Source organism: Nostoc sp. (assembly GCF_036917575.1).
Taxonomy (GTDB): domain Bacteria; phylum Cyanobacteriota; class Cyanobacteriia; order Cyanobacteriales; family Nostocaceae; genus Nostoc.
In genome coordinates this window covers 17,532-33,908 of record NZ_JBALDC010000004.1, presented here as the reverse complement: position 1 = coordinate 33,908, position 16,377 = coordinate 17,532, and the positions used below count along the sequence as shown (strand labels likewise).

Sequence of the window (16,377 nt, the reverse complement as noted above, 5' to 3'; positions counted from 1 at the left end):
TTAATTCAAAATTCCTCACTCATAACTCCTAATTCATCGCTGTCAAATTATAACTATTCGTTGGAACTTGGGGGAGCAACTGGGGTAGTTGATTGTTGTTTACGTTGCTCGCGTTTTTTGCGATCTGCTGAGAGAATATCTGCCATCACCACTAGCGCTTGCGCCATTTTGTCTAAGTTAGAACGGTATAATTCCAAATCCTTGTTGAGTTTGTCATCAGAGAGGTGCAAGCCAGCAGCGATCGCTTTCAGCGCCTCAGTGAGTTGCTTTTCGTCTTTGACTAATTCGGGATCTGACTGTTCTAATAACGAAAATACACCAATTGCGAACAAACGGTTGTATTTAAAGTTAGGATTATTGGCGATCGCTTGCAAGTTTGCTTGCAAGTCAGCATCTCGATCTAAGTAACTAGTTTGGCTTAACCACGCAATTAAATCTTTAATTGGCAAACCTTTAGCTACAGTTTGCAATCTTTGGGCATCCTGTCGATAGTGTTGCGGATCTTGTTCTATAGCCTGACATAAGGCGTTAAAAATTGATTCTTGATCCCGTTCTGGTTGATAGCCTTCCATGAAGCGGTCAAAAGTAGTGACGACGCCCAAGGCATAAATTGGATTGTAGCTAAAATCGATATTTACTGACAGCAGATGCATTTCCACCATCAATTCTTCTACTACCCGACGATAAATAGTGTTGATCGGACGGGTGTGAAGATTATAGAAAGTTCGCTTTGTATCAGAGACTGTACGGACGTTATTCACAAAGAAAAAAGAAATGTTAAGGGCGACGTATCTTTATTTTCTCGCTTAAAGGCTACTTTGCCAAGTTGAGCTTTTAGCAGGTGACGGTTTCATTTACAATATATATACATTAGAAGTATTTTATAAGCTGGCAGTTACAGCAAATAAGACCTTTTATCCTAAAAAACACCTAAAAATTATTATTCTTAATGATTTATATTTTGTACTTATGAACTTATCGCCACAGTTAATTGCTTTAGGTGACTACCTAGCTGGTGAATTTGATAATCAAGAACAAGCCATAGGAGAACCAGTTTGGTATGTCCACCTGCGTCTGTGGCAAAGACCAGTTAATCTGTTCACAGAAGATAGCATCACCTTATTTGCTGAACAGGCTAACGTTATTACCCTAGATCAACCTTACCGCCAACGAATTATCCGGTTGCGTCAAAGCAGCGACTCTGACGCAACTGTGGAAGTACAATATTATATGCCTCAAGATCCAGGTGCATTAAAAGGCGCAGGTAATAATCCTGCTCTACTAAATACATTGACATCCGAACAATTAAATTTACTACCAGGTTGTATCCTCAGAGTTACTCAGGAGAACCTAGCTGGCGATCGCTATCAGTTTGCCACTACCCCACTACCAGAGACTCGTTGTAGCTTTACTTATCTTGGCAATAGCGTCCATGTTTCTTTAGGTTTTGCAGCTACAGCGACAGAATTTCACAGTTACGACAAAGGATATGATCCCGCAACTGGAAAAGCAACCTGGGGAGCGATTATGGGGCCTTATCGCTACACCAAGCGAAATCAGTATTCAATAAGATAAAGTTATGAGTTATGAATTTTGAATTAACTCCTGTACAGACAAGGGTTAATCGCGTCTCTACTCCTAACTCTTTTTTAGCTAGCAATGCTACGAGGTACACCTTCTAAAGCTTCCTCTTCTGTTTCAAAGATTTCAAAAACAGTATCCATCATCGTCACTTCAAACACCAGTTTGGCTTCTGGATGTACATTACAGATGCGGAAACTGCCCTTGACTTTATCAGCATCCCGCATTCCAGCTACCAAAGACGTAAGGCCAGAACTATCAATAAAATTTACCTGAGCCAGATTTACAACTACGTGACGACTGAGTTTGGAAATACACTCTTGTAACTTCAGGCGAAATTGCCAAGCAGTGGTGATATCCAGACGGCCTGATGGTGTCAAGACGATAACAGTGTTTCCGTCTTGGGTTGTATAGGTTTTTTGATCTATATGAATCACTAAAGCCCTCCCCGTGGCATTCCTTTTATGATTAACTGGTAACAGAATTTTCTAATGCTGTCACTTGAGATTAACAAGCTATAGCTAAATTTGTCACCTTTTTCGACTAAGTGCTTAACTTTAATAGTTTAACTCACCAAAATAGTGGAGAGTGGGGAGATGGGGGAGATGGGGGAGATGGGGGAAATTCTCCTAACTCCTAACTCCTAACTCCTAACTCCTAACTCCTAACTCAGCACTCAGCACTCAAAACTATTTGGGTGTCCAGTTGATCCAATCTTGAGGTTTAAGGAAAGTTTCATACAACTCAGCTTCGGGGGAATTGGGTTCGGGTTGATAGCCGTATTCCCAGCGCACTAAGGGAGGTAGGGACATGAGAATTGATTCAGTGCGTCCGTTGGTTTGCAGACCAAAAATAGTGCCTCGGTCATAAACCAAGTTAAATTCTACATACCGTCCCCGACGGTAGAGTTGAAAATTCCGTTGGCGATCGCCATACTCCATCCCATGTCGCCGTTCTACAATCGGTACGTAAGCTGGTAAAAATGCTTTGCCACAGCCTTGTACAAAGCCAAACAAATCTTCCCAATTCCGGGTTGCTGGTGTTCCCACCTGATTGCTATAAATAGCCGCTTCTCCATTGGGATTTGGCCCGCGATATAAAGCACCCTGTCCATCTTGGTAATCAAAAAATAGACCACCGACACCCCGTGTCTCATCACGATGCTTGAGGTAGAAATATTCATCACACCACCGCTTAAACACCGGGTAATACTCTGGGTGGTGTTGGTCACAAGCCTGTTTTAATGTTTTGTGTAAATGTGCCACATCTTCAGCAAAGGGGTAATAAGGTGTCAAGTCTATACCACCACCAAACCACCACACTGGCCCCGCTTCAAAGTAACGATAATTTAGATGCACTGTGGGCACATAAGGATTATGAGGGTGTAATACCAGTGAAGTGCCTGTGGCATAAAAGCCATGCCCTGTGGCTTCCGGGCGTTGAGCTAAAATTGAGGCTGGCAAATGGGAACCCCAAACTTCAGAAAAATTTACACCTGCTTGTTCAAATATTGCACCATCTCGCAGCACGCGCGATCGCCCTCCACCTCCTTCTGGGCGTTCCCAACTATCTTCATAAAACTTAGCCACACCATCTAGTTTTGCTAATGATTCGGTAATTTCGTCTTGCAGTTGTTTCATAAACTGACTGACCCTAATCTGAGCATCAGCTGCTGGCAAAGACTTGGATGATTCTGCTTCTACAGTTGGTATTTGCGAGTTGGTCAACATAGATTCCCGAACCTAAATTACAATTTCTAGAAAGCCACAAATTTTTCATTTTCAAATTTGGGGGAAACACGCACCAACAATCAAGCTCTATTTGCCCAACCCGCTTTTTTCTTACTGGTTAAGCATTTATACGATTGATGGGCATCACTAGAGTTATTTTCCCTCAAATGCGTATAGGCTTGTGTATTGAATTAATTTTTTTTGAAATTCTTAATTAGAATTTTCTGGTATAAAGACTCAATTTTAGTCTTAAGCTTGAGGTATCAAAGATTTGACTGGTCTACTCAGAAATTTTTTGCCATATTGCTGATGTCGGCTGTTAGGGTCTGTACTGAATCATGGCTTGCTATGTTTAGGGTATTTTTAAGAAAGTTTTAATTTAGTAGTTGAGCGTAGTTGCACACCATACCAGAGTTACCAGAAAGTATTTAGGAGGAGGATTAGGAAAATGCAAGGTTGGTTATCCAAATTCATCCGCCGCAAACGTCGTCGGTTTTGTGCTTCTCTGGTGTGGACATATCGAGAGATTAGTTCTGCTTCTGTAGATGAACTGTGGCAAAAAGTGGTTGACTTAACAGATGTTTCCTGGCATCCACAACTGAAAAGTACTAATGTTCCCCACGGATTAGTACCCAAACCAGGATTAATTTTTCAAGCTGTAACACGCTTTTCGCCAATTCCCATCAGAATTTTTGTGGAACGCGTCAATCCTAGAGAGATGTTGAGTATCCGAGTGATGGCGATTCCTGGAATAGAGGAACGGATAACTTACCAAGTAGAGTCAACAGTTTGTGGTACTTGTTTGTCTTATTCAGTAACGCTACGGGGTTGGTTATCACCCTTGATTTGGTCTTTATCCCGTCCTTATGCAGACAGAGTTGCACGAGCTTTAGTCGAGGCAGTAGAAAAGACGGCATTACCAGGGGTATCTGCTAAGAAAAAATCTCTTAATGATAGTTGTTTTGATTTTTAGGTACTGGATGATTGGGGACTGGGGAAGGTGGGGCCCCCTCTGGGGATAAGGGGTAATGGGGACTGGGGGAGACAAGGGGGACAAGGAGAATAACCAATGCCCAATGCCCAAAGAAAGTTAAGATTCTATTAGGTAATAATGCAATTTGTTAAGTTTTATCACGGCAGTGACAGTGATAATACTAAGCTGACCTTACTTAAAAAAGCATTTAGTTAATAGCTAAAATGTTCCCCACAAGTGTATTTATTCATTTAGAATTTTGAACTTTTATGTACGATGTCCTCGATTCCCGCTCTGTCCTAGAAGTTTTGCGACCAGTGGAAGACCCAGAACTGCGTAAAAGTCTGGTAGAACTAAATATGATTCGTAACGTCACAATTGATGGTGGTAAGGTTAGTTTCACTTTAGTTTTAACCACTCCTGCCTGTCCTTTACGTGAATTTATTGTCGAAGACTGTCAGAAAGCTGTCAAAAAACTCCCAGGCGTTACAGATGTCAGCATAGAAGTGACGGCAGAAACGCCGCAACAAAAAAGTTTATCTGACCGCACTGGTATTTCTGGAGTCAAAAATATCATTGCTGTTTCCAGTGGTAAAGGTGGCGTTGGTAAAAGTACGGTGGCGGTAAATGTCGCAGTGGCTCTAGCCCAAACTGGAGCGAAAGTCGGCTTGCTAGATGCCGATATTTATGGCCCCAATGACCCCACCATGCTAGGTTTGTCTGATGCTCAAATTACTGTGCGTTCGACTCAAACAGGTGACATCTTGGAACCTGCTTTTAATCACGGCGTCAAATTAGTTTCAATGGGCTTTTTGATTGATCGAGATCAGCCAGTAATTTGGCGGGGGCCTATGCTCAATGGTGTAATTCGCCAGTTTCTCTATCAAGTGCAATGGGGAGAACTGGATTATTTGATTGTAGATATGCCACCAGGAACTGGAGATGCTCAGTTAACTTTAACTCAAGCAGTACCAATGGCAGGAGCAGTAATTGTCACCACGCCGCAAAACGTAGCTCTGTTAGATTCTCGCAAGGGATTGCGGATGTTCCAGCAGATGAATGTTTCGGTATTGGGGATCGTGGAAAATATGAGCTATTTTATTCCCCCCGATCAACCAGATAAACAATATGACATCTTTGGTTCCGGTGGTGGTTCCAAAACAGCTGCTGAATTGGGAGTGCCACTATTGGGGTGCGTGCCGCTAGAGATTTCCACACGAGTTGGTGGTGATAGCGGTGTGCCAATAGTTGTTGGCGACCCAGATTCAGCTTCAGCAAAAGCATTAACAGCGATCGCTCTTACCATTGCAGGTAAAGTATCAGTTGCTGCCTTAGCATAATTATAAATTTTAATTTCTATTTACTTCCTAGCTAGAGCTTGGGAATACTAGGGACTGGATATTAGGGAGTGGGTAAGTAGGGAAAAAAATAACTATTTATTATTAACCAACTCCTAATCCCCAATTTCCAATTCCCAACAATTAAAGCTAAAGTCTAAACTGGCACAATGTTGTTAAAACGATCGCTCCCCAAAATTCGCTGGAAGTCTTGGGTTAAGCCCTGGCAGCATGTAGATTGGCTACTTTTTTATTTACCGATTGCTATCAGTATCTTTGGCGGACTGATGATTCTCAGTACGGAACTGAAGCAGCCAGTAACTGACTGGTGGTGGCACTGGATGGTAGCGGGTATCGGCGTGCTTATAGCCCTGTTTTTATCTCGTACCCGTTACGAACTTTTGATGCAGTGGCACTGGGTAACTTATTCGTTAACGAACTTCAGCTTAATTGCTGTGATGATTGCTGGTACTAGTGCCAAAGGGGCACAGAGGTGGATTAGTATCGCCGGCTTTAACGTGCAACCCTCAGAATTTGCCAAAATCGGCGTGATTGTTACCTTAGCAGCTTTGCTACACAGGCGTACTGCTTCTAGCCTCGAAGGTGTTTTCCGCGTTCTAGCAATCACCGCTATACCTTGGGGATTAGTATTTTTGCAGCCAGATTTAGCAACATCATTGGTATTTGGTGCAATCGTCTTAGGAATGCTTTACTGGGCAAATGCTAACCCTGGCTGGTTAATTCTGATGATTTCTCCGGTGGTTGCTGCCATTTTGTTTAGTCTATCTTGGCCTTTAACAGAGCCGATAGTTTTATTCAAAGAACTATCTTTTGGTCCATTAGGACTAATTTGGTCTGTTGCAATGGCTATTGTGGGCTGGCAAACTCTTCCCTGGCGTCGATTTGGTTTAGGTGCTATTGGTGCGTGGACTCTTAATATACTGGGTGGCGAATTAGGAGTCTTCGCCTGGAACCATGTTTTGAAAGAGTATCAAAAAGACCGACTAACTGTATTCATGAATCCCGATCACGACCCACTTGGTGCTGGATATCACTTAATCCAATCTCGTATTGCTATTGGTGCTGGTGAAATATGGGGATGGGGTCTGTTCAAGGGGCCTATGACGCAACTGAATTTCGTACCGGAACAACATACAGACTTTATTTTCTCCGCAGTAGGAGAAGAATTTGGTTTTGTCGGTTGTTTGGTAGTGCTGTTTGTCTTCTGCTTAATTTGCTTGCGTCTATTGCATATTGCCCAAACGGCCAAAGATAACTTTGGTTCTTTGTTAGCTATTGGCGTTTTGTCCATGATTGTATTTCAGGTGATTGTCAATGTTGGCATGACTGTAGGTTTAGCGCCTGTGGCAGGAATTCCTCTACCTTGGATGAGTTATGGGCGTTCTGCAATGCTGACCAACTTCATTTCCTTGGGAATAGTAGAATCAGTAGCAAATTTTCGACAAAGGCAGAAGTATTATTAATTCGTCATTTGTCATTGGTCATTGGTCATTTGCACTTCTTTAAAGACAAATGACCAATGACAAGTATTAAGCTATTAAAAGGAAACAAGCGAGGCTAAAAACATGATTCTGCCTGGAGCAACTGTTCGCGTCAAAAATACCGCAGATACCTATTATCGCTACGAAGGACTCGTGCAACGGGTGAGTGATGGCAAAGTAGCCGTATTATTTGAGGGTGGTAACTGGGATAAATTAGTTACCTTCCGCCTGAGCGAATTAGAACTCGTAGAAACCACCGCTGGACGTAAAAAAGCCAAATAAGATTACTTAGGAGTGAGAAGTTATGAGTTAGGAGTTATGATTCTTCTACTCATCACTCATAACTTCTAACTCTGCACTTAGCACTCCCATGCGCCTCCCCTTACCACAGTTTGCCACTGGCGATCGCCATCCCAATCATATTGCAGAGGTAATTGAAACTACCAGTACTGAATTTTTAGCTCAGTGTTTGGACCCGGAAGATTTAAGCTTTCCCTCCATGCCACCCTTTGGTAGTTGGGTCTGTTCTATAGATGAAGAATCTGGCAATAAAATTTATGCTGTAGTGTATTATGCCACGACTATGCCCATAGATTCCGTACACCGGGCAAGAGCGTTGGGGTTGTCCTTGCAAGACTTACGGGAGGAACAACCCCAAATATTTGCTATGCTCCGTACAGAATTCCGGGCTGCGATCGTCGGATTTGAACTATCTTCGCAAAATCAAAGTTATAACCAAAGAGTATATCAGTATCTTCCACCCCGTCCCCCGCAAATTCATCAAGCTGTTTATCGATGTGAATCAGAAGCTATCATCAAATTTACTGAAGAACTAGATTTTTTACGGACACTCCTTTGTATAAATGGTGCGCCAATAGAGTCTTTAATCGCAGCTGCCATTCGAGATGTATACCAGCTACGCAAAGCTGACCGAGAATGGCTAATTAAGGCTGGACGTAGCTTAAGTGTTTTACTTAAAGATGATTACGATCGCTTACGGTTCATTTTGAGTCAAATCCATCCGTAGGTAGTTAATTCTTAAATAATTGCCTAGTTAGTGTAAATTCAGATTTTTGATTTTTCGTCAGGTGGCTTGTCTATTTATATTGATCGGGCAGTCGCCCTTAAGGTAATCACTGTTTTACCATAGCCTCTTCAATTCCTATATATGGAACTAATATCACAAGTTCTTATTCTGGAACCAACTTCCCAAGTTCTTGGCAAAGAACCAATTGTTCCCTTTGCTGTCTTGCTGGCGATCATCTTAGTTATACCGATCGTGTTTGAGCGGCTAAGATTACCAGGATTAGTGGGTTTAGTTTTCTCAGGGCTGGTACTCGGGCCCTCAGGTTGGAATCTTGTTCAGTCTAACTCACCGATGATTGACCTACTATCAGACATTGGGTTAATTTATTTGCTGTTCGTCGCAGGGCTAGAAGTCGATCTAGAACAGTTCCGCCGCAGAAAAAGTCGTGCCTTTGGGTTTGCTAGCTTAACTTTCAGTGTACCCCTAGTCATGGGAATTTTATTAGGTCTGATTTTAGGCTATGGCTGGAATACTTCAATCTTAATTGGCTCTTTATTCACTTCCTATACCCTTTTGGCATATCCCATAATCAGCCGTTTGGGAGTAGTAAACAACGAAGCTGTTGGTGTCACCATTGGAGCTACGATTTTTACAAATATTGGTGCAGTACTGATATTAGCCGTTTGTGTAGCTGTCGCTCATACTGGAGTATTCAGCTTTGCTAAACTACTCACCTTGTCAGGTTGGTTAACTATTTACTCTGTTGCTGTTGTTACAGGCTTTGATTGGGCAGGCAAAGAATTTTTCAAGCGGTCTGGAGACGATGAAGGAAACAAGTTTTTGTTTGTGTTGCTTTCTGTGTTTCTGGCAGCTATGGGCGCTCAATTGATTGGGGTAGAAAAAATTGTTGGTGCTTTTTTAGCGGGTTTGGCAGTGAATGAGGCTGTGGGTGAAGGCCCTGTCAAAGAAAAGGTGGTATTTATTGGCAGTGTACTGTTCATTCCCATTTTCTTTGTTGACCTTGGCTTACTGATAGATTTACCCACCTTTGCGAACAATGTGAATACGCTCAAGTTAACGCTGTTGATCGTAGTTGGTTTGATTGTCAGTAAATTGATTGCAGCTTTGTTGACAAAACTGGTTTACCACTATAAATGGCAAGAAATTTTAACGATGTGGTCGCTCTCACTTCCCCAAGTTGGTACAACTTTAGCAGCAACGTTAGTGGGATATCGGGCTGGGTTGCTGCCATTGGAAGTATTACACAGTGTGATTGTCTTAATGCTCGTTACATCAACCTTGGGACCGTTGATGACCAGTCGAATAGCTGTTGGTTTGAATTCTCCGCCAGCCGAAGATCCAGTACCACCTCTACCTGAGGAGAATGCCTCAGAAACAAACAGTGCTTTTAGTATAGTTGTGCCTGTATATAATCCTCAGACCCAGCAGTATTTGATTGAAATGGCGGCGTTATTAGCGCGTCAGTCTCAAGGCAAAATTATACCTTTAGCGATCGCTACTGCTGCTGCTCAGATGGATGCGCCCCAGTTAGAAACGTCTCTACAACGGAGTGAGTGGTTATTGAATAAAGCCACGACACAAAGTCGAGCCTTGGGCGTAGCCGCAGAACCGATGCTGCGAATCGATGATGCCTTTGCTCAAGGAATTAGCAGAGCAGCTCGCGAACAAAAGGCTAATTTAATTGTTATGGGTTGGGGTAAACGGACTGGGTTGCGAGCGCGTTTATTTGGGAATGTGATTGATGGTGTGCTTTGGGCATCCCATTGTCCAGTAGCGGTGACACGTTTAGTAGAATCACCGAAAAAAATTCAACGCATCTTAGTACCAGTAGAAAACTTAACAGCACCGACATTACAACCTGTACAATTTGCCCAGATGGTAGCCGAGGCAAATCAGAGCCACATTACTGTACTGAATGTGTGCGATCGCCGCACTAGTTCTAGTAAAATTGCTTGGAGGCGATCGCATCTCTCCCTATTGGTATCTAAATTGGCTTTGGCCAATGCCCCAGAAATTCAAATCATCGCTCACGAAAATGTTGCCCAAGCAATTTTGCAGGCAGCAAGATTATATGATTTAGTAGTTTTACCTTTTATACGTAATCGTACCAGTCCTGGAGGGTTAGCCATTAGCGATGTTACAACCCAGTTAGCCAGACAACTTACCTGCTCAATTATCATGCTTGGAGAACCGCAACGCACTCAAACTACAAATTTAATTATGTCTACCACGGTTAGCAGCATTACATCTGCTGTATGATGTAAGGCAGAATACAGTTCAAGTAAATGGACTTGGGCTGCGTTAGCGTAGTCTGCTGGAGGCATCAGATTTCCAAAAATCTTGGCAAGAAATGAATCGGCTGTAGAAATGTACATCTGTATTATTAGTATGTATTTGTAGTATGAGGGTCGCCCCGCTCTCGACAATTTTTTTGTATCTAACTAAAACCTCAGTAACCGTAAAAATACTTTATATTTTTGAAGATTTGATAAAGTTCGGCTGAAGAATAAACAATTTTTAAACAATTTTTGTTATTTTGCTAATTAAATTCTTAAGAAAACAGGTAAAAATATAACAAAACTACAACTATGAAGAAAATAGGTAAGTTCAACAACACTTTTTGACTGAAGCTTGTTATTTTTTTTTGTTTTGTATTTTTGTGCCCAAGGTGGGTAATCTAAAACTAAGTGCAATAGCTACTGAAAATATTTGTAAGTAACTGGGAAACTATGAGAATTTTGGTGACGGGCGGTGCTGGGTTTATTGGTTCCCATCTCATCGACCGACTAATGAATGCTGGGCATGAAATAATATGCTTAGATAATTTTTACACTGGTCATAAACGCAACATCTTAAAATGGTTAGATCATCCGTACTTTGAATTGATCCGCCACGATATTACCGAACCAATTCGGTTAGAAGTGGATCAAATTTATCATTTAGCTTGTCCTGCTTCACCAGTACATTACCAGTACAATCCAGTTAAAACCGTTAAAACTAACGTGATGGGAACACTGAATATGTTGGGGCTAGCTAAACGTGTGAAAGCGAGGTTTTTCTTAGCTTCCACAAGTGAAGTATATGGAGATCCAGAAATTCATCCCCAAACTGAAGAGTATAGAGGTAGCGTCAATCCCATTGGAATACGTTCATGCTACGACGAAGGTAAAAGAATTGCTGAAACTTTAGCATTTGATTACTACAGGCAAAATAAAGTTGATATTCGAGTTGTGCGGATATTCAACACCTACGGGCCGAGAATGTTAGAAAATGATGGTCGGGTAGTGAGCAACTTTATAGTTCAAGCCTTGCAGGGTAATCCTTTAACTGTATACGGTGATGGTTCGCAAACTCGTAGTTTCTGCTACGTTTCTGATTTGGTAGAAGGATTCATCCGCCTAATGAATAGCGACTACGTTGGCCCAGTCAACCTGGGCAATCCTGGTGAATACACGATTTTACAATTGGCACAAACTGTGCAAAATATGATCAATCCAGACGCACAGATTAAGTTCGAGGCATTACCTTCGGACGATCCCCGCCGTCGCCAGCCTGATATCACAAAGGCAAAAACTTGGTTAAATTGGGAACCTACTATTCCTCTGCAAGAGGGTTTAAAACTGACAATAAAAGATTTTCGCGATCGCATTCAAAGCGATGCCAATAATTCAACCACCTGAGTGGCGTCTAGCGTTGCTCTAAATTTTCATCTAAGCTAATCCGATTAGTAGCTAGTCTATATCAGTTACTGATTTTTCTTAAGTGTGTAAGTGTAAAATTGAGAATTTCTTTTTGAAAATTAAGCCCGAAAAAGTGAGGAGTTAAATAAATGCGTGTTTGCGTTATTGGTACTGGTTACGTTGGTTTAGTTACAGGTGCTTGCTTGGCTCATATTGGGCATGATGTAATTTGCGTAGACAACAACGAAGAAAAAGTTAAGTTAATGAAGTCTGGGCAGTCTCCAATTTTTGAGCCGGGACTCTCAGAAATTATGCAGTCTGCCATTCAAACAGAGAAGATTCATTTTACTAGCGATCTTGCTGCTGGAGTTTCCCACGGAGAAATTTTGTTTATTGCTGTGGGAACGCCACCTTTACCCACTGGTGAAAGTGATACTCGTTACGTCGAAGCTGTAGCCCGTGGAATTGGGGAAAATCTCAACGGTGGTTATAAAGTCATAGTAAATAAATCTACAGTACCCATTGGCTCAGGTGACTGGGTGCGGATGCTTATTCTGGATGGTGTTGGAGAGCGGCAGAAAACACTCATACCCGCAGGTGGAGTGCCGAACGATGATAAATTATCTGAGTTTGCAGCCGAGTTTGATGTCGTCAGCAATCCAGAGTTTTTGCGAGAAGGTTCAGCAGTTTATGACACCTTCAACCCCGATCGCATTGTATTAGGGGGCAATAGTCAAAGAGCTGTAGCATTGATGCAACAACTGTATTCCCCAATTGTGGAACGCAAGTACGCAGAAAATCAATCTTTACCTCCTGTGCCAATTTTGGCGACAGACCTTAGTTCGGCGGAGATGATTAAATACGCCGCTAATGCCTTTTTAGCTACTAAAATTAGTTTTATTAACGAAGTTGCTAATATTTGCGATCGCGTCGGTGCTGATGTTACTCAAGTAGCTAGAGGTATCGGTCTAGATTCCCGCATTGGTAACAAGTTTTTACAAGCTGGTATTGGTTGGGGTGGTTCTTGCTTTCCCAAAGATGTCTCTGCCCTGATTCACACTGCTGATGACTATGGTTATGAAGCCCAGCTACTAAAATCTGCTGTCAGTGTCAACGAACGTCAGCGATTGATTGCTTTAGAGAAACTTCAACAAGTTCTAAAAATTCTCAAAGGCAAAACAGTCGGACTACTCGGACTGACCTTTAAGCCCGATACCGACGATTTGCGAGACGCTCCAGCACTCATCCTAATTGAGCAATTAAACCGACTGGGAGCTAAAGTCAAAGCCTACGACCCCATTATTTCCCAAACAGGTATGCGTCATGGTCTTTCTGGGGTATTAGTAGAAACCGATGCCGAAAGACTAGCTGATGGCTGCGATGCTTTAGTACTCGTCACGGAATGGCAGCAGTTCAGCACTCTGGACTATGTGAAGATGGCGAAACTGATGGCTCACCCTGTTATCATCGATGGTCGTAACTTCCTTGACCCAGAAGCAATTATACGCGCTGGATTCCAATATGTAGGTGTGGGAAGATAGAAAATTAAAAGTTAGGAGTGATAAATAAAAATTAATTTCGATCTAGTAATTAATAACTCCTAACTTAACCTTCTTCAAAACCTAAAGATTTAAACTACCGTCTAGAATCATCTAGGCGGTATTTGGCGTTGCATAATTTAAATTGCTAATTACTTAAAATTTTCCTTAGAAGCTAACATCTGTAAAATATTTTCTACACGATCCAACTCACCAACGATTCGCCGAATTGGGTGAGGCCAAACCTTGACAAGGGTAGGAGTTGCAGAAACCTGATTTAGTTCTGCTTGTTCTGGATGACTTAAAACATCAATCACCTTCAAAGTATAAGGATGTCCAAGCGATCGCTCTAACAATTCATGTAAATTTTGCAAAATGCGTTCAGTAGAACTGCTATGTCCTGCAACAAATAAGCGGAGAACATAGCCTTGGGTAATGGCTTCTTTTTTTTGTACTATTACTGGCTGGTGATATTTTGGCACAGGTTCAGAAAGGTCTAGACGGACAATTAAATCATGATCCTCCCAAAGCTGCCCAAATGACGAATGATAAGTTGTTAACACCATGCGATCGCACAATCCCTCTTGCCAAGGAGCTGCTTGCCATACTAATTCCCCTGTGCCAAAAATAGTATTAAGCAAAGCTTGGTGTCTAATGACAGCCGGATAAGCTTCAGCAAAAGTTCGCACTTTTTGAGTGCGCGGATCTAACCAATTGTCAACAGTTGCAGTATAACAAGGCACTAAAAAGTGTGGTGGCTCTGGTAAATCTAGGATTTCTTGCAAAGCCAAGCATAAATGCAAATGCCATCGACCTTGCTTGCTAGGGTCGATGCAGTAAATTAAATCTCCTCCAGGTGTAAATAGCGCAATGCCTTTAAACAGCTGGGGTGTAGATAGTTTGTTTGTCGTCAAGTTATTCACAGAGGTTAGGGAACTAAAAGTAAAAATTCTCTCTTTTACCTTTTACCTTAGCTATAACCTCAACCAGGATTGCAAAGATATTTGGAATTGGGGACTGGGGACTGGGCAATATTTAGTAGCCAGTAATTATTCTTCCCCTACTTCCTAATCCCCAATCCCTAATCTCTAGTCCCCACTTAAACTCGACCTCGGAGAAACTGCGCCATTTCGTTAGGAGTTGGTGACATTTCCAAAGCAGTTTCTTCAGTGATTCGTCCGTCTTGATAGAGATTCAGCAACGACTGATTCATCGTAATCATGCCGTCAAAGCCAGCTTGTTTCATCAGCTCGCCAATTTCATCATACTTCCCGTCTTTGATCCATTCTTTAATCGCCTCAGTATTGATCAGCACGTCGTGGAAAGCAGCCCGCTTACCGTCGGTAGTGCGACACAAACCTTGGGCAATTACTGCCACTAAAGACTCAGAAATTGCCACCCGCATTGCATCTTGTTCATCACCAGAATAGAGGTTGAGAATCCGTTCAATGGTTTTGACTGCACTATTGGTGTGTAAGGTTCCCATGACTAAGTGACCGGTCTGAGCGGCTTTTAGAGCGGTATTAACTGTTTCCTTGTCCCGCATTTCCCCTACCAGAATCAAATCTGGATCTTCCCGCAAAGCTGCTTTCAAAGCGTTGTCAAATTTCCGGGTATGCATTCCTACTTCCCGCTGTTTGACTAAAGACTTGCGGCTTTGATGGACAAATTCTATCGGGTCTTCAATGGTGATGATATGTTTGGCCATCTCCTTATTGATGTAGTCAATCATCGCTGCCATTGTGGTGGACTTACCAGAACCAGTGGGCCCTGTCACCAAAATTAAACCTTTATGGTGATGACAAATATCACGAAAAATTGGAGGTAATCTTAACTGTTCCATAGTTAAGATTTTTAGCGGAATCAACCGCAACACCATTGCAGGCCCTTTGAGAGAGCCAAAAACATTAATCCGCACGCGAGCAAATTCGTATTGAGTTGCTCCGTCAAATTCTAATGATTCTTCAAAGCGCTGAATTTCTCCGTCACTCATTACCTCCCGCAACCAACTCATAAAAGTTTCTTTATCTGTTTCTGGATAATCCCCTGATTGAATTTCTCCCCGGCTGCGAAAGCGGGGTGGTTCACCTACACCCAAGTGCAAATCAGAATATCCCTGATCGTAAGCTTCTCTGATTAACTTCTCTAAAGTGACTTCTGAACTGCTGTTTTGAGGGCGAACCGAATTAGGTATTGGCGGTGGACTACCCGGACGATGACCTGCAACAGGCAAATTAGTGCCTCTATCGATTGACATATCGAGTGTTTGTGTCATCTGCCTCTGCGTAATAAAGGTTGGGATTGGCGGTGGTGGCGGCGGCATTGGTGGTAGATTACGTCCGGCAGCAGAGTTAGAATTTAATGGAGACTGTAATTCTGTCATATATCTTCACATTTGGTAGTTAAAAAGTTGAATTAACGAGAAGTAAAGTCACTTGCTTTAATGACTTTTAGAGAATGCTTGTCTGCAAGCCTTAGCGGTGATAGAAGGCGATTAAAACTCTAGAACCACGGTCAATGTATCTCATCCACTTCATTTGGTATCTTTTATTTCCTAATATTTCATTACTCAGAATATTTAGATAGATTATTTAACCTATATAAACTGGTTTAACACATGTAATGACTCAAAAGCCCTCAGTTAATATACGTAGGTATTTGTGTATATTTTTGTACTAAAAAATAAAGGTAAATATTCTCACGACTTAGATGAGAAATTTATCCCAGAGATGGGCACGAATTGCCAGCAATTAACAGCACAAATACTAGCAGATCATTTATTCAGCCTGTCTAGGAATTATGAGAAAAACTAATAATTCTTATAAGAAATGTTAAGTTAAATAGGAGTGATATCGTGGGGATCAAAGTTAAAAGCTCATACCTTTTAGGTTGTATACCCGAAGGTAGATGCAATAAGCAAGTTTTTTTAATAGATAGAAAATTGATTTTTTATCCATAATTAGAAAAAATTAACTGTAAACTTTAGTA

14 protein-coding genes are annotated in these 16,377 nt (G+C 41.9%); 9 read left to right on the top strand and 5 right to left on the bottom strand.

The features are described from left to right. Positions 1-53 precede the first annotated feature (53 nt). Positions 54-761 (bottom strand): photosystem II biogenesis protein Psp29, encoded by a 708-nt coding sequence (psb29, locus tag V7K79_RS00355; protein WP_335043620.1) that lies wholly within the window; start codon positions 759-761, stop codon positions 54-56. Between the two features lie 208 nt (positions 762-969). Here psb29 and V7K79_RS00350 point away from each other — a divergent pair, with 208 nt between their 5' ends. Next, a complete protein-coding gene (locus tag V7K79_RS00350; RefSeq protein ID WP_335043618.1) occupies positions 970-1,575 on the top strand; it encodes a chromophore lyase CpcT/CpeT in 606 nt (201 codons plus the stop codon). Between the two features lie 74 nt (positions 1,576-1,649). Here the strand turns inward: V7K79_RS00350 and V7K79_RS00345 are convergent, their stop codons facing one another. Together V7K79_RS00345 and hemF are read right to left on the bottom strand one after the other, a co-directional pair. Further along, positions 1,650-2,018, bottom strand: coding sequence for an STAS domain-containing protein (locus tag V7K79_RS00345; RefSeq protein WP_094351701.1), 369 nt, complete (start codon positions 2,016-2,018; stop codon positions 1,650-1,652). Between the two features lie 252 nt (positions 2,019-2,270). After that, positions 2,271-3,311: an oxygen-dependent coproporphyrinogen oxidase gene (gene hemF / locus V7K79_RS00340; protein WP_335043617.1), complete on the bottom strand. Its 1,041-nt coding sequence runs from the start codon at positions 3,309-3,311 to the stop codon at positions 2,271-2,273. Positions 3,312-3,759: 448 nt separating this feature from the next. Here hemF and V7K79_RS00335 point away from each other — a divergent pair, with 448 nt between their 5' ends. The 8 genes from V7K79_RS00335 (at position 3,760) to V7K79_RS00300 (ending at position 13,392) form a co-directional block, all read left to right on the top strand. Next, positions 3,760-4,284 carry an SRPBCC family protein gene (locus V7K79_RS00335; protein WP_335043615.1) on the top strand — a complete coding sequence of 175 codons (525 nt, stop codon included), beginning with the start codon at positions 3,760-3,762 and terminating at the stop codon, positions 4,282-4,284. Positions 4,285-4,553: 269 nt separating this feature from the next. Continuing rightward, complete coding sequence (locus V7K79_RS00330; RefSeq protein WP_335043612.1) at positions 4,554-5,624, top strand: Mrp/NBP35 family ATP-binding protein; 1,071 nt, start codon at positions 4,554-4,556, stop codon at positions 5,622-5,624. Positions 5,625-5,791: 167 nt separating this feature from the next. Then, on the top strand, positions 5,792-7,105 hold the full coding sequence (rodA, locus tag V7K79_RS00325) for a rod shape-determining protein RodA (protein ID WP_335043609.1): 1,314 nt from the start codon (positions 5,792-5,794) through the stop codon (positions 7,103-7,105). Between the two features lie 102 nt (positions 7,106-7,207). After that, positions 7,208-7,405: an NAD(P)H dehydrogenase subunit NdhS gene (locus tag V7K79_RS00320; protein WP_335043606.1), complete on the top strand. Its 198-nt coding sequence runs from the start codon at positions 7,208-7,210 to the stop codon at positions 7,403-7,405. An 88-nt stretch (positions 7,406-7,493) separates the two neighbouring features. Continuing rightward, complete coding sequence (locus tag V7K79_RS00315) at positions 7,494-8,150, top strand: HAS-barrel domain-containing protein (RefSeq protein WP_335043604.1); 657 nt, start codon at positions 7,494-7,496, stop codon at positions 8,148-8,150. Positions 8,151-8,291: 141 nt separating this feature from the next. Continuing rightward, a complete protein-coding gene (locus V7K79_RS00310) occupies positions 8,292-10,430 on the top strand; it encodes a cation:proton antiporter domain-containing protein (RefSeq protein WP_335043602.1) in 2,139 nt (712 codons plus the stop codon). A 470-nt stretch (positions 10,431-10,900) separates the two neighbouring features. Next, positions 10,901-11,851: a UDP-glucuronic acid decarboxylase family protein gene (locus tag V7K79_RS00305; RefSeq protein ID WP_335043600.1), complete on the top strand. Its 951-nt coding sequence runs from the start codon at positions 10,901-10,903 to the stop codon at positions 11,849-11,851. A 149-nt stretch (positions 11,852-12,000) separates the two neighbouring features. Beyond that, positions 12,001-13,392, top strand: a complete 1,392-nt coding sequence (locus V7K79_RS00300) for a UDP-glucose dehydrogenase family protein (protein WP_335043599.1) — start codon at positions 12,001-12,003, stop codon at positions 13,390-13,392. Positions 13,393-13,541: 149 nt separating this feature from the next. Here the strand turns inward: V7K79_RS00300 and V7K79_RS00295 are convergent, their stop codons facing one another. Then, positions 13,542-14,312: a circadian clock KaiB family protein gene (locus V7K79_RS00295; protein ID WP_335043597.1), complete on the bottom strand. Its 771-nt coding sequence runs from the start codon at positions 14,310-14,312 to the stop codon at positions 13,542-13,544. A 176-nt stretch (positions 14,313-14,488) separates the two neighbouring features. Next, positions 14,489-15,772, bottom strand: a complete 1,284-nt coding sequence (locus tag V7K79_RS00290) for a type IV pilus twitching motility protein PilT (protein ID WP_335043595.1) — start codon at positions 15,770-15,772, stop codon at positions 14,489-14,491. Positions 15,773-16,377 lie beyond the last annotated feature (605 nt).

Excerpts from the sequence above, each read along its gene's own strand:
- V7K79_RS00315 (WP_335043604.1), top strand. The coding sequence starts at position 7,494 with ATGCGCCTCCCCTTACCACAGTTTGCCACTGGCGATCGCCATCCCAAT.
- hemF (WP_335043617.1), bottom strand. The coding sequence starts at position 3,311 with ATGTTGACCAACTCGCAAATACCAACTGTAGAAGCAGAATCATCCAAG.
- V7K79_RS00310 (WP_335043602.1), top strand. The coding sequence starts at position 8,292 with ATGGAACTAATATCACAAGTTCTTATTCTGGAACCAACTTCCCAAGTT.
- V7K79_RS00350 (WP_335043618.1), top strand. The coding sequence starts at position 970 with ATGAACTTATCGCCACAGTTAATTGCTTTAGGTGACTACCTAGCTGGT.
- V7K79_RS00330 (WP_335043612.1), top strand. The coding sequence starts at position 4,554 with ATGTACGATGTCCTCGATTCCCGCTCTGTCCTAGAAGTTTTGCGACCA.
- V7K79_RS00320 (WP_335043606.1), top strand. The coding sequence starts at position 7,208 with ATGATTCTGCCTGGAGCAACTGTTCGCGTCAAAAATACCGCAGATACC.
- V7K79_RS00290 (WP_335043595.1), bottom strand. The coding sequence starts at position 15,772 with ATGACAGAATTACAGTCTCCATTAAATTCTAACTCTGCTGCCGGACGT.
- rodA (WP_335043609.1), top strand. The coding sequence starts at position 5,792 with ATGTTGTTAAAACGATCGCTCCCCAAAATTCGCTGGAAGTCTTGGGTT.
- V7K79_RS00305 (WP_335043600.1), top strand. The coding sequence starts at position 10,901 with ATGAGAATTTTGGTGACGGGCGGTGCTGGGTTTATTGGTTCCCATCTC.
- V7K79_RS00335 (WP_335043615.1), top strand. The coding sequence starts at position 3,760 with ATGCAAGGTTGGTTATCCAAATTCATCCGCCGCAAACGTCGTCGGTTT.
- V7K79_RS00300 (WP_335043599.1), top strand. The coding sequence starts at position 12,001 with ATGCGTGTTTGCGTTATTGGTACTGGTTACGTTGGTTTAGTTACAGGT.